Annotated in this window: 19 protein-coding genes and 2 pseudogenes; 4 read left to right on the forward strand and 17 right to left on the reverse strand. The window is 45.6% G+C overall.

Annotation, left to right across the window (positions count from 1 at the left end):
* Positions 1-62 precede the first annotated feature (62 nt).
* The 3 genes from dnaX (at position 63) to recR (ending at position 3,188) form a co-directional block, all read left to right on the forward strand.
* Positions 63-2,072, forward strand: coding sequence for a DNA polymerase III subunit gamma/tau (dnaX, locus tag ACO6V5_RS04445; protein ID WP_422409203.1), 2,010 nt, complete (start codon positions 63-65; stop codon positions 2,070-2,072).
* A 91-nt stretch (positions 2,073-2,163) separates the two neighbouring features.
* The gene (locus tag ACO6V5_RS04450; RefSeq protein ID WP_317146116.1) at positions 2,164-2,490 is read left to right on the forward strand and encodes a YbaB/EbfC family nucleoid-associated protein; all 327 of its coding nucleotides are present in this window, start codon (positions 2,164-2,166) and stop codon (positions 2,488-2,490) included.
* 98 nt (positions 2,491-2,588) lie between these two features.
* Positions 2,589-3,188: a recombination mediator RecR gene (recR, locus tag ACO6V5_RS04455; protein ID WP_422409206.1), complete on the forward strand. Its 600-nt coding sequence runs from the start codon at positions 2,589-2,591 to the stop codon at positions 3,186-3,188.
* Positions 3,189-3,216: 28 nt separating this feature from the next.
* On the opposite strand, the gene ACO6V5_RS04460 is transcribed toward recR, so the two are convergent.
* From ACO6V5_RS04460 to ACO6V5_RS04540, 17 genes and pseudogenes are all read right to left on the reverse strand, one after another.
* The gene (locus tag ACO6V5_RS04460) at positions 3,217-4,128 is read right to left on the reverse strand and encodes a hypothetical protein (RefSeq protein WP_422409208.1); all 912 of its coding nucleotides are present in this window, start codon (positions 4,126-4,128) and stop codon (positions 3,217-3,219) included.
* 68 nt (positions 4,129-4,196) lie between these two features.
* Positions 4,197-4,805, reverse strand: coding sequence for an acyloxyacyl hydrolase (locus ACO6V5_RS04465; protein WP_422134147.1), 609 nt, complete (start codon positions 4,803-4,805; stop codon positions 4,197-4,199).
* Between the two features lie 325 nt (positions 4,806-5,130).
* Positions 5,131-6,420: a capsule biosynthesis protein gene (locus tag ACO6V5_RS04470; RefSeq protein ID WP_422134146.1), complete on the reverse strand. Its 1,290-nt coding sequence runs from the start codon at positions 6,418-6,420 to the stop codon at positions 5,131-5,133.
* A gap of 149 nt (positions 6,421-6,569) precedes the next feature.
* Positions 6,570-7,097: a type VII toxin-antitoxin system HepT family RNase toxin gene (gene hepT, locus ACO6V5_RS04475; RefSeq protein WP_422409211.1), complete on the reverse strand. Its 528-nt coding sequence runs from the start codon at positions 7,095-7,097 to the stop codon at positions 6,570-6,572.
* 80 nt (positions 7,098-7,177) lie between these two features.
* On the reverse strand, positions 7,178-7,498 hold the full coding sequence (mntA, locus tag ACO6V5_RS04480) for a type VII toxin-antitoxin system MntA family adenylyltransferase antitoxin (RefSeq protein ID WP_422409213.1): 321 nt from the start codon (positions 7,496-7,498) through the stop codon (positions 7,178-7,180).
* Between the two features lie 694 nt (positions 7,499-8,192).
* A complete protein-coding gene (locus ACO6V5_RS04485) occupies positions 8,193-8,435 on the reverse strand; it encodes a hypothetical protein (RefSeq protein WP_422134142.1) in 243 nt (80 codons plus the stop codon).
* A gap of 265 nt (positions 8,436-8,700) precedes the next feature.
* Positions 8,701-10,698, reverse strand: a complete 1,998-nt coding sequence (locus ACO6V5_RS04490) for a capsular polysaccharide biosynthesis protein (RefSeq protein WP_422409215.1) — start codon at positions 10,696-10,698, stop codon at positions 8,701-8,703.
* Positions 10,699-10,885: 187 nt separating this feature from the next.
* Positions 10,886-11,188, reverse strand: coding sequence for a nucleotidyltransferase domain-containing protein (locus ACO6V5_RS04495; RefSeq protein WP_422409217.1), 303 nt, complete (start codon positions 11,186-11,188; stop codon positions 10,886-10,888).
* Positions 11,188-11,607: a nucleotidyltransferase substrate binding protein gene (locus ACO6V5_RS04500; protein WP_422409219.1), complete on the reverse strand. Its 420-nt coding sequence runs from the start codon at positions 11,605-11,607 to the stop codon at positions 11,188-11,190. Before ACO6V5_RS04500 ends, ACO6V5_RS04495 begins: the two co-directional genes overlap by 1 nt.
* Before the next feature lie 117 nt (positions 11,608-11,724).
* The gene (locus ACO6V5_RS04505; protein WP_422409221.1) at positions 11,725-11,985 is read right to left on the reverse strand and encodes an adenylyl-sulfate kinase; all 261 of its coding nucleotides are present in this window, start codon (positions 11,983-11,985) and stop codon (positions 11,725-11,727) included.
* A 248-nt stretch (positions 11,986-12,233) separates the two neighbouring features.
* Complete coding sequence (locus tag ACO6V5_RS04510; protein WP_422134137.1) at positions 12,234-12,548, reverse strand: nucleotidyltransferase domain-containing protein; 315 nt, start codon at positions 12,546-12,548, stop codon at positions 12,234-12,236.
* Positions 12,541-12,975, reverse strand: coding sequence for a nucleotidyltransferase substrate binding protein (locus ACO6V5_RS04515; RefSeq protein ID WP_422138243.1), 435 nt, complete (start codon positions 12,973-12,975; stop codon positions 12,541-12,543). Before ACO6V5_RS04515 ends, ACO6V5_RS04510 begins: the two co-directional genes overlap by 8 nt.
* A gap of 318 nt (positions 12,976-13,293) precedes the next feature.
* The gene (locus ACO6V5_RS04520; RefSeq protein WP_422409223.1) at positions 13,294-13,599 is read right to left on the reverse strand and encodes a HigA family addiction module antitoxin; all 306 of its coding nucleotides are present in this window, start codon (positions 13,597-13,599) and stop codon (positions 13,294-13,296) included.
* Positions 13,600-13,755: 156 nt separating this feature from the next.
* On the reverse strand, positions 13,756-14,022 hold the full coding sequence (locus ACO6V5_RS04525; protein WP_422409225.1) for a DUF2442 domain-containing protein: 267 nt from the start codon (positions 14,020-14,022) through the stop codon (positions 13,756-13,758).
* 43 nt (positions 14,023-14,065) lie between these two features.
* Positions 14,066-14,188, reverse strand: a pseudogene (locus ACO6V5_RS04530) (DUF4160 domain-containing protein); the annotation flags it as partial.
* 40 nt (positions 14,189-14,228) lie between these two features.
* On the reverse strand, positions 14,229-14,453 hold the full coding sequence (locus ACO6V5_RS04535) for a CopG family antitoxin (protein WP_422409227.1): 225 nt from the start codon (positions 14,451-14,453) through the stop codon (positions 14,229-14,231).
* Positions 14,450-14,707: pseudogene (locus tag ACO6V5_RS04540) on the reverse strand (BrnT family toxin); the annotation flags it as partial. The gene ACO6V5_RS04535 and the pseudogene ACO6V5_RS04540, both read right to left, overlap by 4 nt.
* A gap of 456 nt (positions 14,708-15,163) precedes the next feature.
* Between ACO6V5_RS04540 and ACO6V5_RS04545 the strand changes: the two are divergent.
* The gene (locus ACO6V5_RS04545; RefSeq protein WP_422441862.1) at positions 15,164-15,328 is read left to right on the forward strand and encodes a hypothetical protein; all 165 of its coding nucleotides are present in this window, start codon (positions 15,164-15,166) and stop codon (positions 15,326-15,328) included.
* The last annotated feature ends 43 nt before the right edge of the window (positions 15,329-15,371 follow it).

Genomic DNA, 15,371 nt, shown 5'->3' on the forward strand with positions numbered 1-15,371 from the left:
TCTTTCGCTTTCTTGGTTAGCATAGAGTCCTCAGTTTCAGTTACCGGTATTTAAGCTTTTCAATGAGCTATCAGGTTCTTGCACGCAAATGGCGACCCCGTTCTTTTAAAGAGCTGGTGGGCCAGACTCACGTATTACAGGCTCTGGTCAATGCGTTGGACCAGGATCGGCTGCATCATGCTTATCTGTTCACGGGCACACGAGGCGTGGGTAAGACAACGATTGCCAGAATTCTTGCCAAGTGCCTTAACTGTGAAACAGGTGTCAGCTCTACTCCCTGTGGGCAGTGCGCTGCCTGTTGCGAAATTGATGAAGGTCGTTTTGTTGATCTTATTGAAGTGGATGCTGCTTCCAGAACCAAGGTGGAAGATACCAGGGAGCTGCTTGATAATGTCCAGTACGCTCCTACCAGAGGGCGTTATAAGGTTTATCTGATTGACGAAGTGCACATGCTCTCGGTGCACAGTTTTAATGCGTTGCTAAAAACCCTGGAAGAACCACCTCCCCATGTAAAGTTCCTGTTGGCTACCACTGATCCTCAGAAGTTACCGGTCACCATCCTGTCGCGATGTCTACAGTTTGGGCTGAAAAATATGACGCCGGAAAGGATTGTCGGTCACCTGGAAAATATTCTCGGCCAGGAAGCTATCCCTTTTGAAGGTCCGGCCCTCTGGCAGCTGGCCAGAGCAGCCGATGGCAGTATGAGGGACTCTCTGAGCCTGACCGATCAGGCCATCGCATTCGGTAATGGTCAGGTAACCGAGCAGGAAGTCAGTGTCATGCTCGGTACCATTGATCAGGGCCAGGTCATGAAGATGGTCAGGGCACTTTCTTCGGGTGGGGCTCCTGAAGTCCTGGCCGCTGTTGCCAGCCTGGCTGAACATGCACCGGACTATGGGGCAGTGCTGGACGATATGCTTTCCATGCTGCATCGGATTGCCATTGCCCAGGCAGTTCCAGAGGCAGTGGACAATAGTCAGGGTGATCGTGAGCAGGTTCTGGAGCTGGCGGGTAATATGCTGGCTGAAAACGTTCAGCTCTATTATCAGGTCGGTCTGGTCGGGAAAAAAGATCTTCCGCTGGCGCCGGATCCACGGGGCGGCTTCGAAATGGCTCTCTTGAGAATGCTGGCATTCAGACCTGAGCCTGTTGCCATTCAGGTGCCACAAAGTGCCCGGCGTGAAGTGGAGGCTCAGTCAACAGAGGCTTCAGAACCTGTTGTATCATCTCCTGATCCGGAACCTGAGCCTGCTGCAGTATTGCAGTCCGAAAATCAGCAGCAGAGGGATACTGAAACAAGCGAGCCTGAAAGTCCTCTGTCATCGCCTGTGACTGAAGAATATCAACCTCAGGCCTCAGCTGAGCGGCCTGTTACCGCTATTACAGAAAATTTCTTGCCGGAAGATTTTTCTCCTTCAACGCCATCCAGTCTGGAGCCAGCTCAGGTATGCGGGCCTGATCAAAATGTCGATGAAGAAGTTCCGCCAACGGTTGAAGCTTCTCAGAAACAGCAAGTGGAGGAGGATGGAGTTCCGCCATCGGTATCCACTTATGAAGCTTATGCATCTGAGCAGGCATCAAGAGAGACGGTCGCTCAGCCAGAGCCAGAGTCAGCACAGGTGATAGAAGAACCTGTTCAGAGTTCTGCTCCTGAAGAAAGAATTTCTTTTGCTGATCTGAATGTTCAGTCCTGGGTGCCTGTTTTCAGAAGTCTTCCTCTGGGTGGTGTGACCCGAACGATTGCCTCTCACTGTGAGTATGTCAGTCATTCAGCAGGTAGAGTCGATCTGCGACTGGATAGTGGCAGAAGTACTTTGTACAACGACACGCATCGGCAAAGGGTTGAGAAAGCGCTGAGCGACTATTTTGGTCAGCCGCTCAGGGTTCAGGTGGAAATTGGTCAGGTTCAGGCAGAAACGCCTGCCGCCTGGCGAGAGCGCAAAATGGCTGAACGAATGGCTGATGCTCGCTCCAGTATTTTTAATGATCAGCATGTGCAAAGTCTGATTGATAAATTTTCTGCTGTCGTCATCGAAGACAGTATTCAGCCAGTTGGCAATGTCGTTAAGTGATGAATAGCCGGGTATTTCAATCATCCGGCGGTTGTATTTGTGTTTAGTTCGTCGCTTTTAATAAGCCAAAAGATAACGTAAAGGAGTTTTTATGTTTAAGGGCGGTATGGGTAACCTGATGAAGCAGGCCCAGAAAATGCAGGAAGACATGCAGCGTATCCAGGAAGAGCTGGCGAACGCTGAGGTGACTGGTGAGTCTGGTGCCGGTCTGGTGAAAGTGATTATGAACGGTCGTCATGATGTCAAGGATGTCCAAATCGATCCAAGCCTGATGCAAGAAGACAAGGAAATGCTGGAAGATTTGCTGGCGGCAGCAGTGAATGATGCGGTGCGTAAAGTAGAAGAAAACAGCAAGGATAAAATGAGTGGTCTGACCGCTGGTATGGGTCTGCCGCCTGGCTTCAAGATGCCTTTTTAAGCGTCATTTTCTTGCTCGTTCAAAACACCTTTGGATAGTCATTGGCTACCAGGGTCTACTTAAGGTGAGTGGGCCCTGACCGGAATTTGAGTGCATTTATGTTCAGTCCTCTGATCAAGGAATTGATAGAATCCCTGCGTTGTTTGCCCGGGGTCGGGCCCAGGTCATCCCAAAGAATGGCGTTGCATCTATTGGAAAAAGACCGGGAGGGTGCACTTCGGCTGGCTAAAGCTCTCACCGAAGCAGCAGAAGGGGTTGGGCGCTGCAAGTCTTGCAGAACATTATGTGAGAGTGAATTGTGTGATATTTGCAGTCATCCGGGTCGCGAGAAATCAACACTTTGTGTGGTAGAAAACCCTTCTGATGTAATGGCCCTGGAACAGGCCGGTGGCTATTCCGGACGCTATTTTGTTCTTATGGGGCACCTTTCACCGATCGATGGGGTTGGTCCTGACGAAATCGGTGTGACCGACTTGCTGGAGCGAGTGTCCGATTTTCAGGTTAAAGAAGTCATTCTGGCAACTAACCCGACGGTTGAGGGTGAAGCCACGGCTCACTTTATTGCAGAAGAGCTCAAAAATATGGGCGTTGAAGCCAGCCGGATAGCACATGGTGTGCCCTTGGGTGGTGAGCTGGAATACGTTGACGGCGGCACTCTGGCCCACGCATTGGCAGGCCGACGAAAGTTTGAGCTTTAGAGCAGCAGAGGCTGGGAGATGTCGTAGTTCATTTAGGACAAAAGTACTGAATTCGATTTACAAGGCCCGTGGTTTTCGCTTCACCTGTTCGTATTCGGGTATACTGGTCCGTAGTCATCCAGTCAATGGTTTTCTGTGTGCCTGGTAAAGAATCCGGAAAATAAGTGTTGATATAGAGGGTGAAGCCGCCATTATCTGTACCAAAAGCGGTTTGCCAGCTTGTGTTACTATCGAGCTGCACTCGATAAAAGCAATTTCTGCTGAAGCTGCTGGCCTGAAGCTTTCTGCCTCTGGCTTCATGAATCACTTTTTTAGTTGAATCCGGATCAGGAAACTCTTTCCATTCAATATTCTGACACTGGCTCAGTATTGTATGGGTCGGCACTTTGCTGGCTTGTCCATCCGCTTTCTGAACAAGGGTAGTATTTTTTCTGTCCGACTGAATATGGGCTTTCAGTACGGTTTTCTGGTCGCCGAAGTCTTCGGGTATCAGTTCAAGCCGGGTTTTGTTGTAACAGGTGGACAGGTAATTGTAAAAAGCCTGTTCTCCATTGATCCAATGGAAACAGTCAGGATTAAAGCTGCTGTTGCTGTTGAGATCCAATTTCTCTGGAACAGAAGGGCACCATCTGCGAATGGATTCAAAGCCAAGAGGTTTTTCACTGGTGCCGTCACTGCTTTCAACGATCAGAGTGTTTTTCTGTGCGGCAGAAATTTTGAGTATATAAGTCTCGGCATTTTCCAGGCTGCCGTAGGGGGTAAGCAAGAGAGCATCTTTATTGACGGCGGCTGCAAAGAACCAGGCTTGATCGAACTCAACCTGATAGTGGCAATTAGGGTTGAAATCCTCCGGGGTGTCTGTTGCTACATCCACCCAGGGAGATTCCAGAGGCATCCAGGCAGCAAAAAATCCAAAAATTGTCGATAAGCCAACAGCCATTGGAATACACCATAACACTATGATGTATCCATTCTAGTTATTGTTTTAGAAGGCTGCCGACTAAGTGATTACCAGTTGTAGCCAAATGTCACCGAATGAAAATCAATGGATTCATTCATGCTGTGCAGTCCGGCATTGGAGTAATGGAACCAGCCATAGCTGAGTTCAAATTGCTGATTAGCTCCAAATTCAATACCTGCCATGAGCCGGATCTCGAATTGGGAGTGACCGCCCATATTAATAGGTGATCTCTTTTCTTTCTCCAAATCTTGTTCAGACAGGTAGGCGGCACCCACCCCAAGATCTATAAACGGACGCACGCTGGCGTTGGGGAGAAATCCCATTCTTAATACCGGCGAAAAACTAATAGTAGTTACTTTGTCTTTGCCGTCAGGACTGGGATTGTCACTGGCTGAGAGATTACTTTTCCATGAGCTGGCAGCCAATTCAAAATAGCTGCTGAGTACAATGCTATCAGACTGATAAAAGTCCTTTTTCCAGTCCCAGGTGATGCCCAGGCGCAGATTGGTGTAATCCGCTGAACGACCTGAAACAAGGTCAAGGTACTGGCCATAGCTAACATTGATACCATCTGGAACAAAGTCCTCTGCGTGAACGCTCTGTGTTTGGATCAGCAGCGACGCTGATAAGCACAGGCTGGCAATAGCACTCTTCATATACTTCCCCTTGATATTATTCTCTTAGTGGTTTCCACGCATTAGCTATCGGCCGATAAAAATGAAACTTTATGAGAGATTTTCAGACAGCTTATTGCCGGGGGGATTTGATGAGAGAAGAGGGCTAAAATCCTTTGCGCATTGGTCACGCAGACTTGTTTGTAATAAAGAGTAGTTCTTCCACAACTGTTCTCAACTGGCTGGACATTTCAAGTGACTAACAGGAATCTCCCACCGATATTAGGTAGAGAAGGGTGTTGAGCAGAGGTGTATACAAAGAGAAGGAGAGCCCTAAATGAATATGGCTCGGGTGGTCAATGCTGCTCTACGCAGCACTGCTATAAGAGGAGGGCAGGGGTTTGGCTTGTTCAGAGATCAGGACAGGCGCTTGTTCTGATGGTCTGAATGTTGAAGTGGGTTTCAGAAATTCTTCGTAAAAGCGCAGACTGCTATCACAGGTAAGCCGGTAGTATTTGAAAAAACTGCCATTGATCTGGGTTTTCTGAAACAGGTAGGAATGCAGTTGTTTGAATAAATGACGGTCAACAGGCTCCGGACTTTTCCAGAATGACTCCAGAGATCCCTGATGGGTAATGCCGTCGATATCATAAAAAGCTCGTCCCATGACCTTGGTAGGCAGGTGGTGCAGAAGGGCGGAGATCCCAACGGTACTGTTAACGGTTACTACGCCACAGGTGTGATGATATAAATCGGGTAAAGGGATGTCGTGGCAGTACAGCACTCTGTCCTGGATGCCCAGATTTGTTGCCAGGTCTTCAATAAACTGCCCGTATTCTGTGTAGCCTCTGTCCATCGGGTGGTGTTTGAAGCACAACACCTTGTCTAAATCTGCATGCTTCCAGAAGGAGACTATGACTTCCTGAATAAAAGCTTTCACTGACTCATAAGGAGAGTGAAAAATCATCTGGGAGTCGTCGTGAACTTGCAGCGGAACCAGATAAAATCTCTGATCAAACTCATTATCCAGACGAAATTGCGTTTGCTTGTCATAACTTTTAAACAGCAGTTTTCTGGCAAACCCTCTCAACCAGTAAAAGCCTTCTTTGACTGGATTAGTAGCCCTGTGATGCCTGTACTCAGAAAATTCATCCCTTGAGAAAGAACTGGCCCAATAATAAAAAGCAGCGTAGCGGGTCCTTCGTTTCATGGTGCCGCCGATTGTCTGGCTGGATTTAGCTGAGCATGGCGTTATTCTCTCCAGGCTTTCGCGGCTGAGATCCATCTGGCTCAGTGAATTAACGCCTCCGGACTCCAGTGTAATGGTATCAGGTCGTAAGTAACCTTCTTCGAAGACACAAAATTGAACCCCCAATGCATCACAGACCGGCTTTGCAGTTCTGTGATAATAGCGGCAGTCACCAAGGAGAAAAACGGCTTCGATACGATGTTCGGTGAGGTACTGTTCAAGAAAAGCGGCCCAGTCAGCTGGTTTTCCCTTGTAGTGGGTCTGAACATTAGCCCATGAAAAAAACCGGTCGCCGCCATTAAAGTTGATTTTGTGGGTGGTGTAACCCGCTCTGGAAAAGGTGCGTGCCAGCCGCTTGAAAAATGGCCCCAGTGGGCCTTGAAGAAAAAGTACGGCAGATTTGGTCATAGCCTAAATCCGATCCTTGTGTATGACCTTGGTCGCTTATCGGTGGTTGTGTGTTGTGCAAATCCTAGCATAAGCCAGTCTAAAAATATAACTGAATGTAATTGAATTGCCGTAGCAAGCAAACTGGTTTGGGTTTTAATATGGTTGCCTTAAACAATACTAGGTTCTGCATTGGGAAGGCTATACGTATAGTACGTGGTAATGATTAAACTCACCTTAACACTGGGTCCTGAAGTGGTTAAACAATTTAAAGTTGACGCAGCCAGCCAACAGAGCCTGTCCAGGCAGGTAGAAAATTGCCTGAGATCACTGTCAATGTCTTGAGAGCGCGATGAAATAAAGTTAGAGGGAGAGGTTGCAGAGCTGTCAGGAGTGATATGCGAGAACGATTCGATCATTCTCATCATGCTATCTGCCAGCGCAAGAGGCACATAACCATGGTCTGACAACAGGGAAAACGAGTCCCGACTTCCCTGAGGGATGCCCAACTGTTTCAGGCGAATTACCAGGTTCGCCAGGTCCAGTGCGGCCTGTGATGCTCGCTGGATATTTAAAATAATGGAGTCCTGGCGGGTAAAATTCGTCGTCAACTCATCTTCGTACCCGACATACTCTTCTTCGATACGGGCAAGGCACCGTTGAATAATACTGTATTTGTTCAGAATCACATCATCCATTTTTAATCCTGCTCAATAAGTCATTAATAATCTCGCGGCGATCTTCCTGAAGTTGCTGATAGTGTGAAAAAACATGCGTTTCAAACAGGGTCGCATGCCATTTCATCTATCCTGGCCAGCCAAACACCATGCTGAAATACTTCTTTCTGGAGCACGGTAGTCGCGCCTTTCAAGTCAATCAGGTCAACATCCTTACCAAAGTGGCAAGCGAGCTCCTGTGCTTTATCCCACAAAAGTTGTTGAGAGGTTTTTCCGGATATAAAGACCACCAAATCTATATCGCTTCCAGATGTTGCCTGCCCAGTTGCTTGGCTGCCATACAAAACGACTCCCAGCAAAGTTTTACCAAATGCCGCTCTAAGTGACTCTTCGATATAGGAAGCATCCAAATCTGCGTGCATACTTTCTCTTTGAGTGATGTTTGAACCATTAGAATAACACTGCTCAAAGCAAATTGGACATAATACAGTGGGCAGATGGTTAAGTTGACACTGGTTCTCTTGCCTTTTTCAGGCCCTGTTGGCCCCTGCGAGGGAAACCGGACTTTATATTAAGGTGAAGAGGAGAAACCCCGGAAGGAATCAGCAGTATTTGATAGAGATTACAGTTGCCTTAGATGATTGATATTAATGGCCATTACTTCGTGATATGCAAAGTTGTTATAAGCTCTCAGATCATCTGTTAAAATTAAACATTTCAAACTCTTTGCTGCCAAAATGATGGATGTATCAGTAATCCCAATATGGTTAAAGCCATATGTACTAATCACTTCATCTTTATGAATATATTCTTCATTCACTAAATAGAGTGTTGGGAGAATTGAATCTAAAAAGACCTTGAATCTGTGTTCAGGTATTTTTTCCAGAAATTCCAGGCTTCAGCTAAAACCTGAGGAGTAACGACAATTTTTGAAAACTGAGACACATAACCATTAAGCCAATGGGAATCTTGTTCAGAATACATTGTGGTACGTTTGAACTTTGGTACATATGTAGGTTGATATTTACCAATTAGATATAGAATAAGTAAATTGGTATCCAAGAATGCATCACCGTTCCTGTACTCTATCAATAAATCAGTGAGCATTGTGAAATACTAGATTTTACGAATTTTCATAGATATTACTTCACCTGTGTTAGCATCGACTTTAAATATTTTATAGCTTGTTACTTTATTTCCTATGCTTCCAAGTGCGTAAGAATCAGACATACCAAGAGTAATTAACCAAAAACCATCTTCCAGTTCAACTTCCTCAATTGACAATCTTACCCTCTCTGATGACACATCTTCGAAATACTTTGCTGCTGCTTGAGCCGCTTCTTTTGGGCTAATAGCCATTATATTTTCCCATAGATTATTAATGTTGAGCAGAATAGCGAAGAATCTACTTAAAAACCAGCATCATCTTTAAGTTGATTAGAGAACTCATCTACATACCCAAAAATAGCTGGCTTTGCAACTTTGGAGCTGAATATGCAGAGGATCTCATACACTGAACAGTTGATTAAGTTAAGTTTTCTGGCTACAACATGGCCCTTCAGGAGGGAATCGTGAATACCAATTCAGCTATCTCAGAGAATGCCACTGAATGTATAAGGAATATCTAACTAAACAGAGCCTCTATTAAATAGCCCACCTTTCGTCGTTTTCTGCTCAACCATCGGTTTATAAAGTGCCCACTCTCTGATGTTGAACAACGTTCTTGCTCGATAGCAGCAATAACCCTCTCTGGTGTCGTATACCTTCGGGTTTGCCAGTTGATATACATGGGGTAATAACAGTGCGCAAAATAGATCAGTTCCTCCAGGTTTCTCGTACGATAACGCCTGTTGCTGGTTAAATGATCAACGGTTACCCCCCATCCCCCATAAAAAGGCTGGCCCCAGCAGTGAACTGTTTTTCCGAGTGTCAGGGCTTCAAAACCTGCCAGAGAGGTCATGACGTGCAACTCATCACATTGCTCTATGCAATCAAAAATATCACCATTCGCCACAACATGGTCAACCCAGTTCAAGGCCAGACTGTCAGGAATATGTCCCTCTCTTCCTGCTAAAAGAACATCAGGGTGAGGCTTGTAAACAATAAAAGCATCAGGCGCACAGGTTCTGACCGCCTTGATCAATTCAAGATTGGATGAGATCTCGGGGCTGCCCCATTGAATGGAAGCATCGCTGTCTACCTGACCGGTAATCAGTATCTTGCGCTGATCCGTTCTGGCTGACACAAACAAGGATTGTTCTGAGCCTTGCAGATTATATTTGCTGATTCTTTGCTCTTTCAGCGTTTTACGCAAAGCCTTCGCCTGTTCGAGCTGCTTATCATTGAGCTCAATGGTATTGATCGCAGTTTCAAGATCAGAAGGTCGTGAAGCATCAAAATAGATACCCGTCTGATCCAGAATCAATGAACTGGGTCTTCGCAGGTCTGCGCCCAGACCTACTGAACGAATAAACGCGTCTTCTGCTCTGAAAAGCTTAATATTTGATGGAGGTTTATAATCATGATGTTTAGCACCCCAAATCAGAACGCCATCTCCTGATTTAGCCTTTGCTTCAGCCTGCTGAACTGATTTTACAAACTGAACCTTCTCTGAAATTGCCCGGGTAAAACTCTTTAAAAAGGCTCTTTTCCATAGGCTGAAGCCGACCGCATAGAGTGTTTTGACGGGTTGGCAGCGTGATCTTCTCTGCAGGGGGATAAGCTCAAGAATAGCTTCCAGCTCACACCGTTCAGACGTTTCCGGATCGATATAACGAGTGTATTTCAGGCAGGCAGCAGCAAAGAGGCTTTCAATAGTATGCGTTTGTTTCCGTCGAGGGCAGGGAACCCGGTCATCGGTTAACCCCCAGCCACTGTAAAAGGGGACACCAAAACAAACGACATTTTTCTTGTGCCAGAGCGCTTCAAAACCTAATTGAGAGGTAACAACGTAGACTTTTTCAAAATAGGGGAAAAGCGACTGGGCATTAACCTTGTCGGCAAGAATGCGTATCCTGGGATTATCAGGAAGGTTGCTGCCGAGATAGCCCTTTTTGGTACCCAGAACAACATCGGGATGAACTTTTATCCAGACTTCAGAATCCGGATTCTCCGCAAGAGCTGCATTCAGCATTTTATTGAAGCTGGAGTCATCGGCTAACCCAAATTTGACGGAACAGTCCCCGTAAGTCTGATCAACCACAAGAACACGTTTCCGTTCTCCAGCGTCAGGCTTCCAGCTATCAACTGGCTCATGATTATATTTAGTGATTTTGTTTTCAGTAATCAGAGCCAGAAGGTTTGAAGACCGCTCTTTTAATGCTGAGCTGAACCAGTCTGGATGGTTGAGAAGATCTTCAATATCTGAAGGGCAGGTAGCATCGTAATAAATGCCCCGTTTATCAACGATCAAAGCAAAGCGTTTGTCACCCAGGGCAGGGTGGCCCAGGTAGCTGATAAAGCCGTCTTCAAGGTGCCAATAAGGGACCTGGTGTTTTTCTGCAAGTTTTACAGCCTGTTGTGTGTTGGCTTTTTTACCCCAGCCCAGAACAACGTGAGATGGCTGTATTTTTGTGTAAGGCTTTTTCTTTTCTATGCCATCGCAGTGCAAGAGAGCGGTCAATTCTCTTGCTTTACTGATCCCGCGAGAAAGGGTGATAAAAGCTGGTTTTGGTTTTGGAGAAGACAGCAAGGTAGTCACTGATAGTTGATTGAAATAAATAACCTGGAATCTGAAAATCGATAGGTCTGAAGTGAAAATGTATAAGACAATGTGTTACTGTGGGTAGTACAAGACTTGCCTACGGTACCTACCTCTCCAAAATCAGAGGTTTTGCCTTATCATCAATATGAGCCTTCAGAGGCTCATGAGTGATTGTTCCATAATCCACCACATCAAACAAATAAGGTGTTGGAAGTTCATCCAGGGCTTTAGCAATACGAGCTATTGTGTGAGGGTTATCGTTGGTTAACCAAATTACGATATCAACATCAGATCCTGCCCGATATGTGCCCATAGCACGGGAACCAAAAATAGCCGCCTGACTGATTTCAGCGAAGCCGGACAAGCAGGCAATAATTTGTTGCAGGGTTGCTTCAGGAAGCCCAAACATCAGGGTGTCACTCGCCCGGTAAAGTAATCTGACAGCGCCACTAAAGCTGGGTGATAACTGCGCTGTATAGCCTTGGCAGCTTGTTGCGCCTTCTGGTTGTCATAGGCATGACTCATGGTATTACGGGCTTCCAGCATATCTATCCATAACTGGCCATCTGATATTATCTGCTGTTGAAATGCCTGCTTAATAACCTGTCTGGGCGACGGTTGAACCTCGATACCCTCATAGTTCAGGTAGTCTTTCATTACTTTCCAGCCAAGCTCCCAACTGAACTTGAAAGACTGGATCAGGGCGATTCGATATAAAATATCTTCGGGTGCTGCCTGAACAGCAGCTACAGCGGAGTCCAGAACAGCAAGGGCATTCTGATAGTTCTCGAAGCGCTGTTTCCAGCGATTATCAGGCGTTGGGGTCATGTGGATAAATCAGCAATGATAAAAGGATTAAAATAACAGAAAAACGTACATCAGGTGAATTTTTGGATTGTAGTGCCCAAGAACGCTTACCCGAAGCAGCTCTGGTTATTAAACGTCTTATAAGGCAGCACAGAGCCGCAATGATTGGCCCAGTTCTGCAAGAGGTGCTAACTTGTTCAAACGATGCCGAACATTATCACCATCCAAGACGTAGGTATGATAACCCTGTCCATGCAGGAGACCGTCAACTGCGTTGGCAACGGTAGACTTACCTGAGCCACTCAGGCCAGTGAACCAGATCAGGCAGGGCTTTTGTGATTTCAGGTTCGAACGTGCTTCTCTGGAAACCCTGTGAGTGTGCCAGGCAATATTTTCCATAAGACGAAGCTCCGGTTTCGGAGGCTGTAACATGGCAAAATCATGAAAGTGCCAGTTCAGCAAGAGCCTGAGCGAGGAAGTGTGTACTCTTTGAATTCGACACTGATTTTCTCATCGTAACATCAAACTTCAAGTTAAGCTTATACTCGATGTGCTAATGTTTCCCGACCGGCCTTACCCAATTGCTCTGTCGTTAAGTCTGCCAGGCTGATGAAAGAGCAGGGGAGGGGGTTAATCTTTCCCTGTCTTCAAACCAGGCAAAGCTCTTGATAACAGGATTTAATATTAGTTTTAAAAGACTCTGGTATCGCAGACCAGGACAGTGCCTGCACAATTATGGGAATGTTGGAGTCACGTAAGGCTTCATTAAACGCCGCTAGCTGAGCGAAGCTATCATTCTCATCTTGCTCATCAGGAAAGTGAACGACAATGTCCAGGTCACTGGCATCATAATTAGTACCTTTTACACGGCTTCCATAAGCCCACAGCATGGTACCAACGGGGAATATCTGCGATGCCAGATCACAGACGGACTTGCGATCTTTTTCTCGTAAATCAATCATCTCTGACTCTTCCTAGATGCTGCACTATAGCTTTCTCCAAGGTAATGGCATCAGCGATAAAACCTGGCAGCAACGTTAGCGTGTATTCAGCAAATTTCTTACCATAATCGTGGGCCGTGTTATTACGATTATCCCGATAAATCAACCAGCGTTCGGTTTCCTCAACAGACAAAAGGCTATGTTGCCCCGCCTGCCTGAAGACTTCTTTGAACACAAGGCGATTTATCGCCTTGGGGCTATGAGCAAAATCCTTCAGACACTTGCGGAGAAGTTTACCAGCCTGTTCGAGGATGATTTCAAACTCTTTCACACAGGCTGAACGGTACATATCGTACTCTATACTGCCTTCTTCACAGCCGAGTAAACGGTTATAAGCAGTATCCAGTGTCTTGATGCAACGAGAAAAAAAAGTAGTGTCTATAGTCATGTGTCTTACTGACAATTGATATTTAGACCATCATATCTCAGAAATTTGATTAGTACAGTCAGTGAAGCTTATTCTCGATGTGTCAATATTCCCGGATGGCCTCACCAATTGTTCAGCAGTTAGCTCTTCAGAGCTGATGTAATGGTGAATGCAGACATCATTCAGGCTCACTAGCTCACTCTCAAGTTATCACCGATAAATTACAACCCAATAATTACGACACATTCAAGTCAATCAAAAAGGCAGGGAGGAATCCGGAGTATAACAGAGTTAAAGGATGTCAAGAATCAAGATCTGACCCCGCTTACTTCTCATTCGCTACGCTACCTGATTAAAATCAATGCGTTCAAGGCTTGCTGTATCAACCACTTGCCTGGCTTTCCACAAGTCAAAGCTTTCCTGAAGTGTCATCCAGCTTTCAGCAGAACCACCCAGTACTTCGGACAATCGAATGGCCATTTCCGGAGAAACACCTGCTTTTTCATTCAACAAACGATTGAAAGTACTTCTGGCCACGCCCAGTTGGTCGGCAATTCTGTTAGCAGTAATTGAGGTGAACGGCTCAATGTAGGTACGGTAGATCAATGCCCCCGGGTGAGGTGGGTTAAATGGTTGTATAGCCATCAGTGGTAATCCTCATAGTTTACGATATAGGCATCACCGTCTTTAAATTCAAACACAATGCGGCGGTTACCTGAGACGTATACGGCTCAAACACATGACACCGGTTTTGTGTTGCCGGGTCTCACCGCACGGGTTTCTCCGAGTTTCTTCTTTTGGTTACGCGGCATCAAACCTGACTAGCTTACCTGCCTTATCCAGTTTCTCATGCAAGCTACCTGGACTCAGCTCAAAACCATTAGGCCAGCACAAAGCGCCCAACTCAAGGAAAAAACGGCAAAAATACTGTGAACTCTCCAAGGGTAATGTCATAGCTGTTTTTTTAGACAACAACGGAGAAAAATCCATCACTCCGTGGGAACCATCAGAGAAAGAAAGTCGAATTTCTTTATCGTATAACCACTCAGCTTTTATCAATTTAATCATAATCAGCTCCCGGAATACGCTCTGGCGGCTGAAGCTCAACTGCTTATTGACAGTTATCAAGTAGTGATGTTTTATGGTCACCACACCAGTCAGATACCAATCTTGCGGCCTTCTTTGGAAGATGGCCATTGAGAACTGTACCATCATTAATACACACTAAAGCCTCGTGACCTTGGGCTGAGGGTTAGATATCTCCGACTACCAATTTATGTCCTGGCTTGCCATGTGATGTCGATTTTACGATGCTGTATCATACAATCTTTGAGATAGAGATTGATCAGACTTTGATAAGGTACACCCGTTTCTTCTGCCATTTTTTTGAAATATTCAATGACATCTTCACTAAAGCGCATTGTTACTGATTTTTTCAGCTTTGAAGCGTAAGGGTTTCTAAGGGCTTTCATTTTTGAAAAATCATATTCATCTTTCATGATAAGCTCCCTTCATAGTAACTGCGCTCAGTATTAGTGGCTCTCCTTAATGAGATAATACGGATGGCCTCACCATCGTCTCTCTCGCAATGACAAACCAGTAAAACACGGGATTGTTGACTCACACCAACCATCAAAAATCTATCTTCGGCCTCAGAACTTTCCTCGTCATAAAACTGAATAGCATATTCATCATAAAATATACTTTTTGCCTCCTCGAAGGAGATCTCGTGTTTTTTGCGGTTGGATCGGTTTTTAGTCTGATCCTATTCAAATTTAATCGTATGTACACTGTATGTGCGTGTTGGGATCTGTCAAGTTTTATTGAGGCGTGACGCGCAGCAAATCATGCAATTGCCTCCTCAGCAAGGACTTCAGCGAGAGGGCCTGTACTCATATTGGCAATAACTCTTGCCTTGAGGGAAGCAGGACACCGGGTGATGTTCATGAGCCTTAACAAGCTGATGGCCACGCTGGAAAAAACACAAGAGGAAAACTGGCTTGAGAGATAAGTGCAGCAACTGATGTATTCAAGTTGACTGATATTGGATGAAATCAGTTACTTTCTCATGCATCAGGATGAAGCGTCCGTGATACAGGACTCATTACTGCATTACGCAACCACTCTGAATTATCAAGGGTCAAAGCTGCTATGAAGGAGAAACGAAAAGCAGGACTTCTGAAAGACTCTCCCGGAAAGAAGTAACCAATTGAAAGAAAAAGGAATGAACTTAACCGTTGAGTTGAGGTCAAAAACACTGCTGAAAACGGGTTACCGCAAACCGGTGGAAGAAGGTCATTTTAAAGGGGAGTTAACATCGCAGCCAATCAGTTATCTTGTGCCAGGAAAAGGGCAAGGGAGTCACTGTTATTGAATTGAAGTTTGGAAATGCATATCCAACAACTAACTGTTTAAAA

Origin of the sequence: Endozoicomonas sp. ALD068 (assembly GCF_049310145.1) — a bacterium.
GTDB lineage: Bacteria > Pseudomonadota > Gammaproteobacteria > Pseudomonadales > Endozoicomonadaceae > Endozoicomonas_A.

Coding starts and splice junctions, on each gene's coding strand:
- ACO6V5_RS04470 (WP_422134146.1), bottom strand. CDS start 6,420: ATGACCAAATCTGCCGTACTTTTTCTTCAAGGCCCACTGGGGCCATTT.
- hepT (WP_422409211.1), bottom strand. CDS start 7,097: ATGGATGATGTGATTCTGAACAAATACAGTATTATTCAACGGTGCCTT.
- mntA (WP_422409213.1), bottom strand. CDS start 7,498: ATGCACGCAGATTTGGATGCTTCCTATATCGAAGAGTCACTTAGAGCG.
- ACO6V5_RS04460 (WP_422409208.1), bottom strand. CDS start 4,128: ATGGCTGTTGGCTTATCGACAATTTTTGGATTTTTTGCTGCCTGGATG.
- ACO6V5_RS04520 (WP_422409223.1), bottom strand. CDS start 13,599: ATGGCTATACAACCATTTAACCCACCTCACCCGGGGGCATTGATCTAC.
- ACO6V5_RS04515 (WP_422138243.1), bottom strand. CDS start 12,975: ATGACTATAGACACTACTTTTTTTTCTCGTTGCATCAAGACACTGGAT.
- ACO6V5_RS04450 (WP_317146116.1), top strand. CDS start 2,164: ATGTTTAAGGGCGGTATGGGTAACCTGATGAAGCAGGCCCAGAAAATG.
- ACO6V5_RS04505 (WP_422409221.1), bottom strand. CDS start 11,985: ATGGAAAATATTGCCTGGCACACTCACAGGGTTTCCAGAGAAGCACGT.
- ACO6V5_RS04465 (WP_422134147.1), bottom strand. CDS start 4,805: ATGAAGAGTGCTATTGCCAGCCTGTGCTTATCAGCGTCGCTGCTGATC.
- recR (WP_422409206.1), top strand. CDS start 2,589: ATGTTCAGTCCTCTGATCAAGGAATTGATAGAATCCCTGCGTTGTTTG.
- ACO6V5_RS04525 (WP_422409225.1), bottom strand. CDS start 14,022: ATGATTAAATTGATAAAAGCTGAGTGGTTATACGATAAAGAAATTCGA.
- ACO6V5_RS04510 (WP_422134137.1), bottom strand. CDS start 12,548: ATGATTGATTTACGAGAAAAAGATCGCAAGTCCGTCTGTGATCTGGCA.
- ACO6V5_RS04495 (WP_422409217.1), bottom strand. CDS start 11,188: ATGTTTGGGCTTCCTGAAGCAACCCTGCAACAAATTATTGCCTGCTTG.
- ACO6V5_RS04485 (WP_422134142.1), bottom strand. CDS start 8,435: ATGGCTATTAGCCCAAAAGAAGCGGCTCAAGCAGCAGCAAAGTATTTC.
- dnaX (WP_422409203.1), top strand. CDS start 63: ATGAGCTATCAGGTTCTTGCACGCAAATGGCGACCCCGTTCTTTTAAA.
- ACO6V5_RS04500 (WP_422409219.1), bottom strand. CDS start 11,607: ATGACCCCAACGCCTGATAATCGCTGGAAACAGCGCTTCGAGAACTAT.
- ACO6V5_RS04535 (WP_422409227.1), bottom strand. CDS start 14,453: ATGAAAGATGAATATGATTTTTCAAAAATGAAAGCCCTTAGAAACCCT.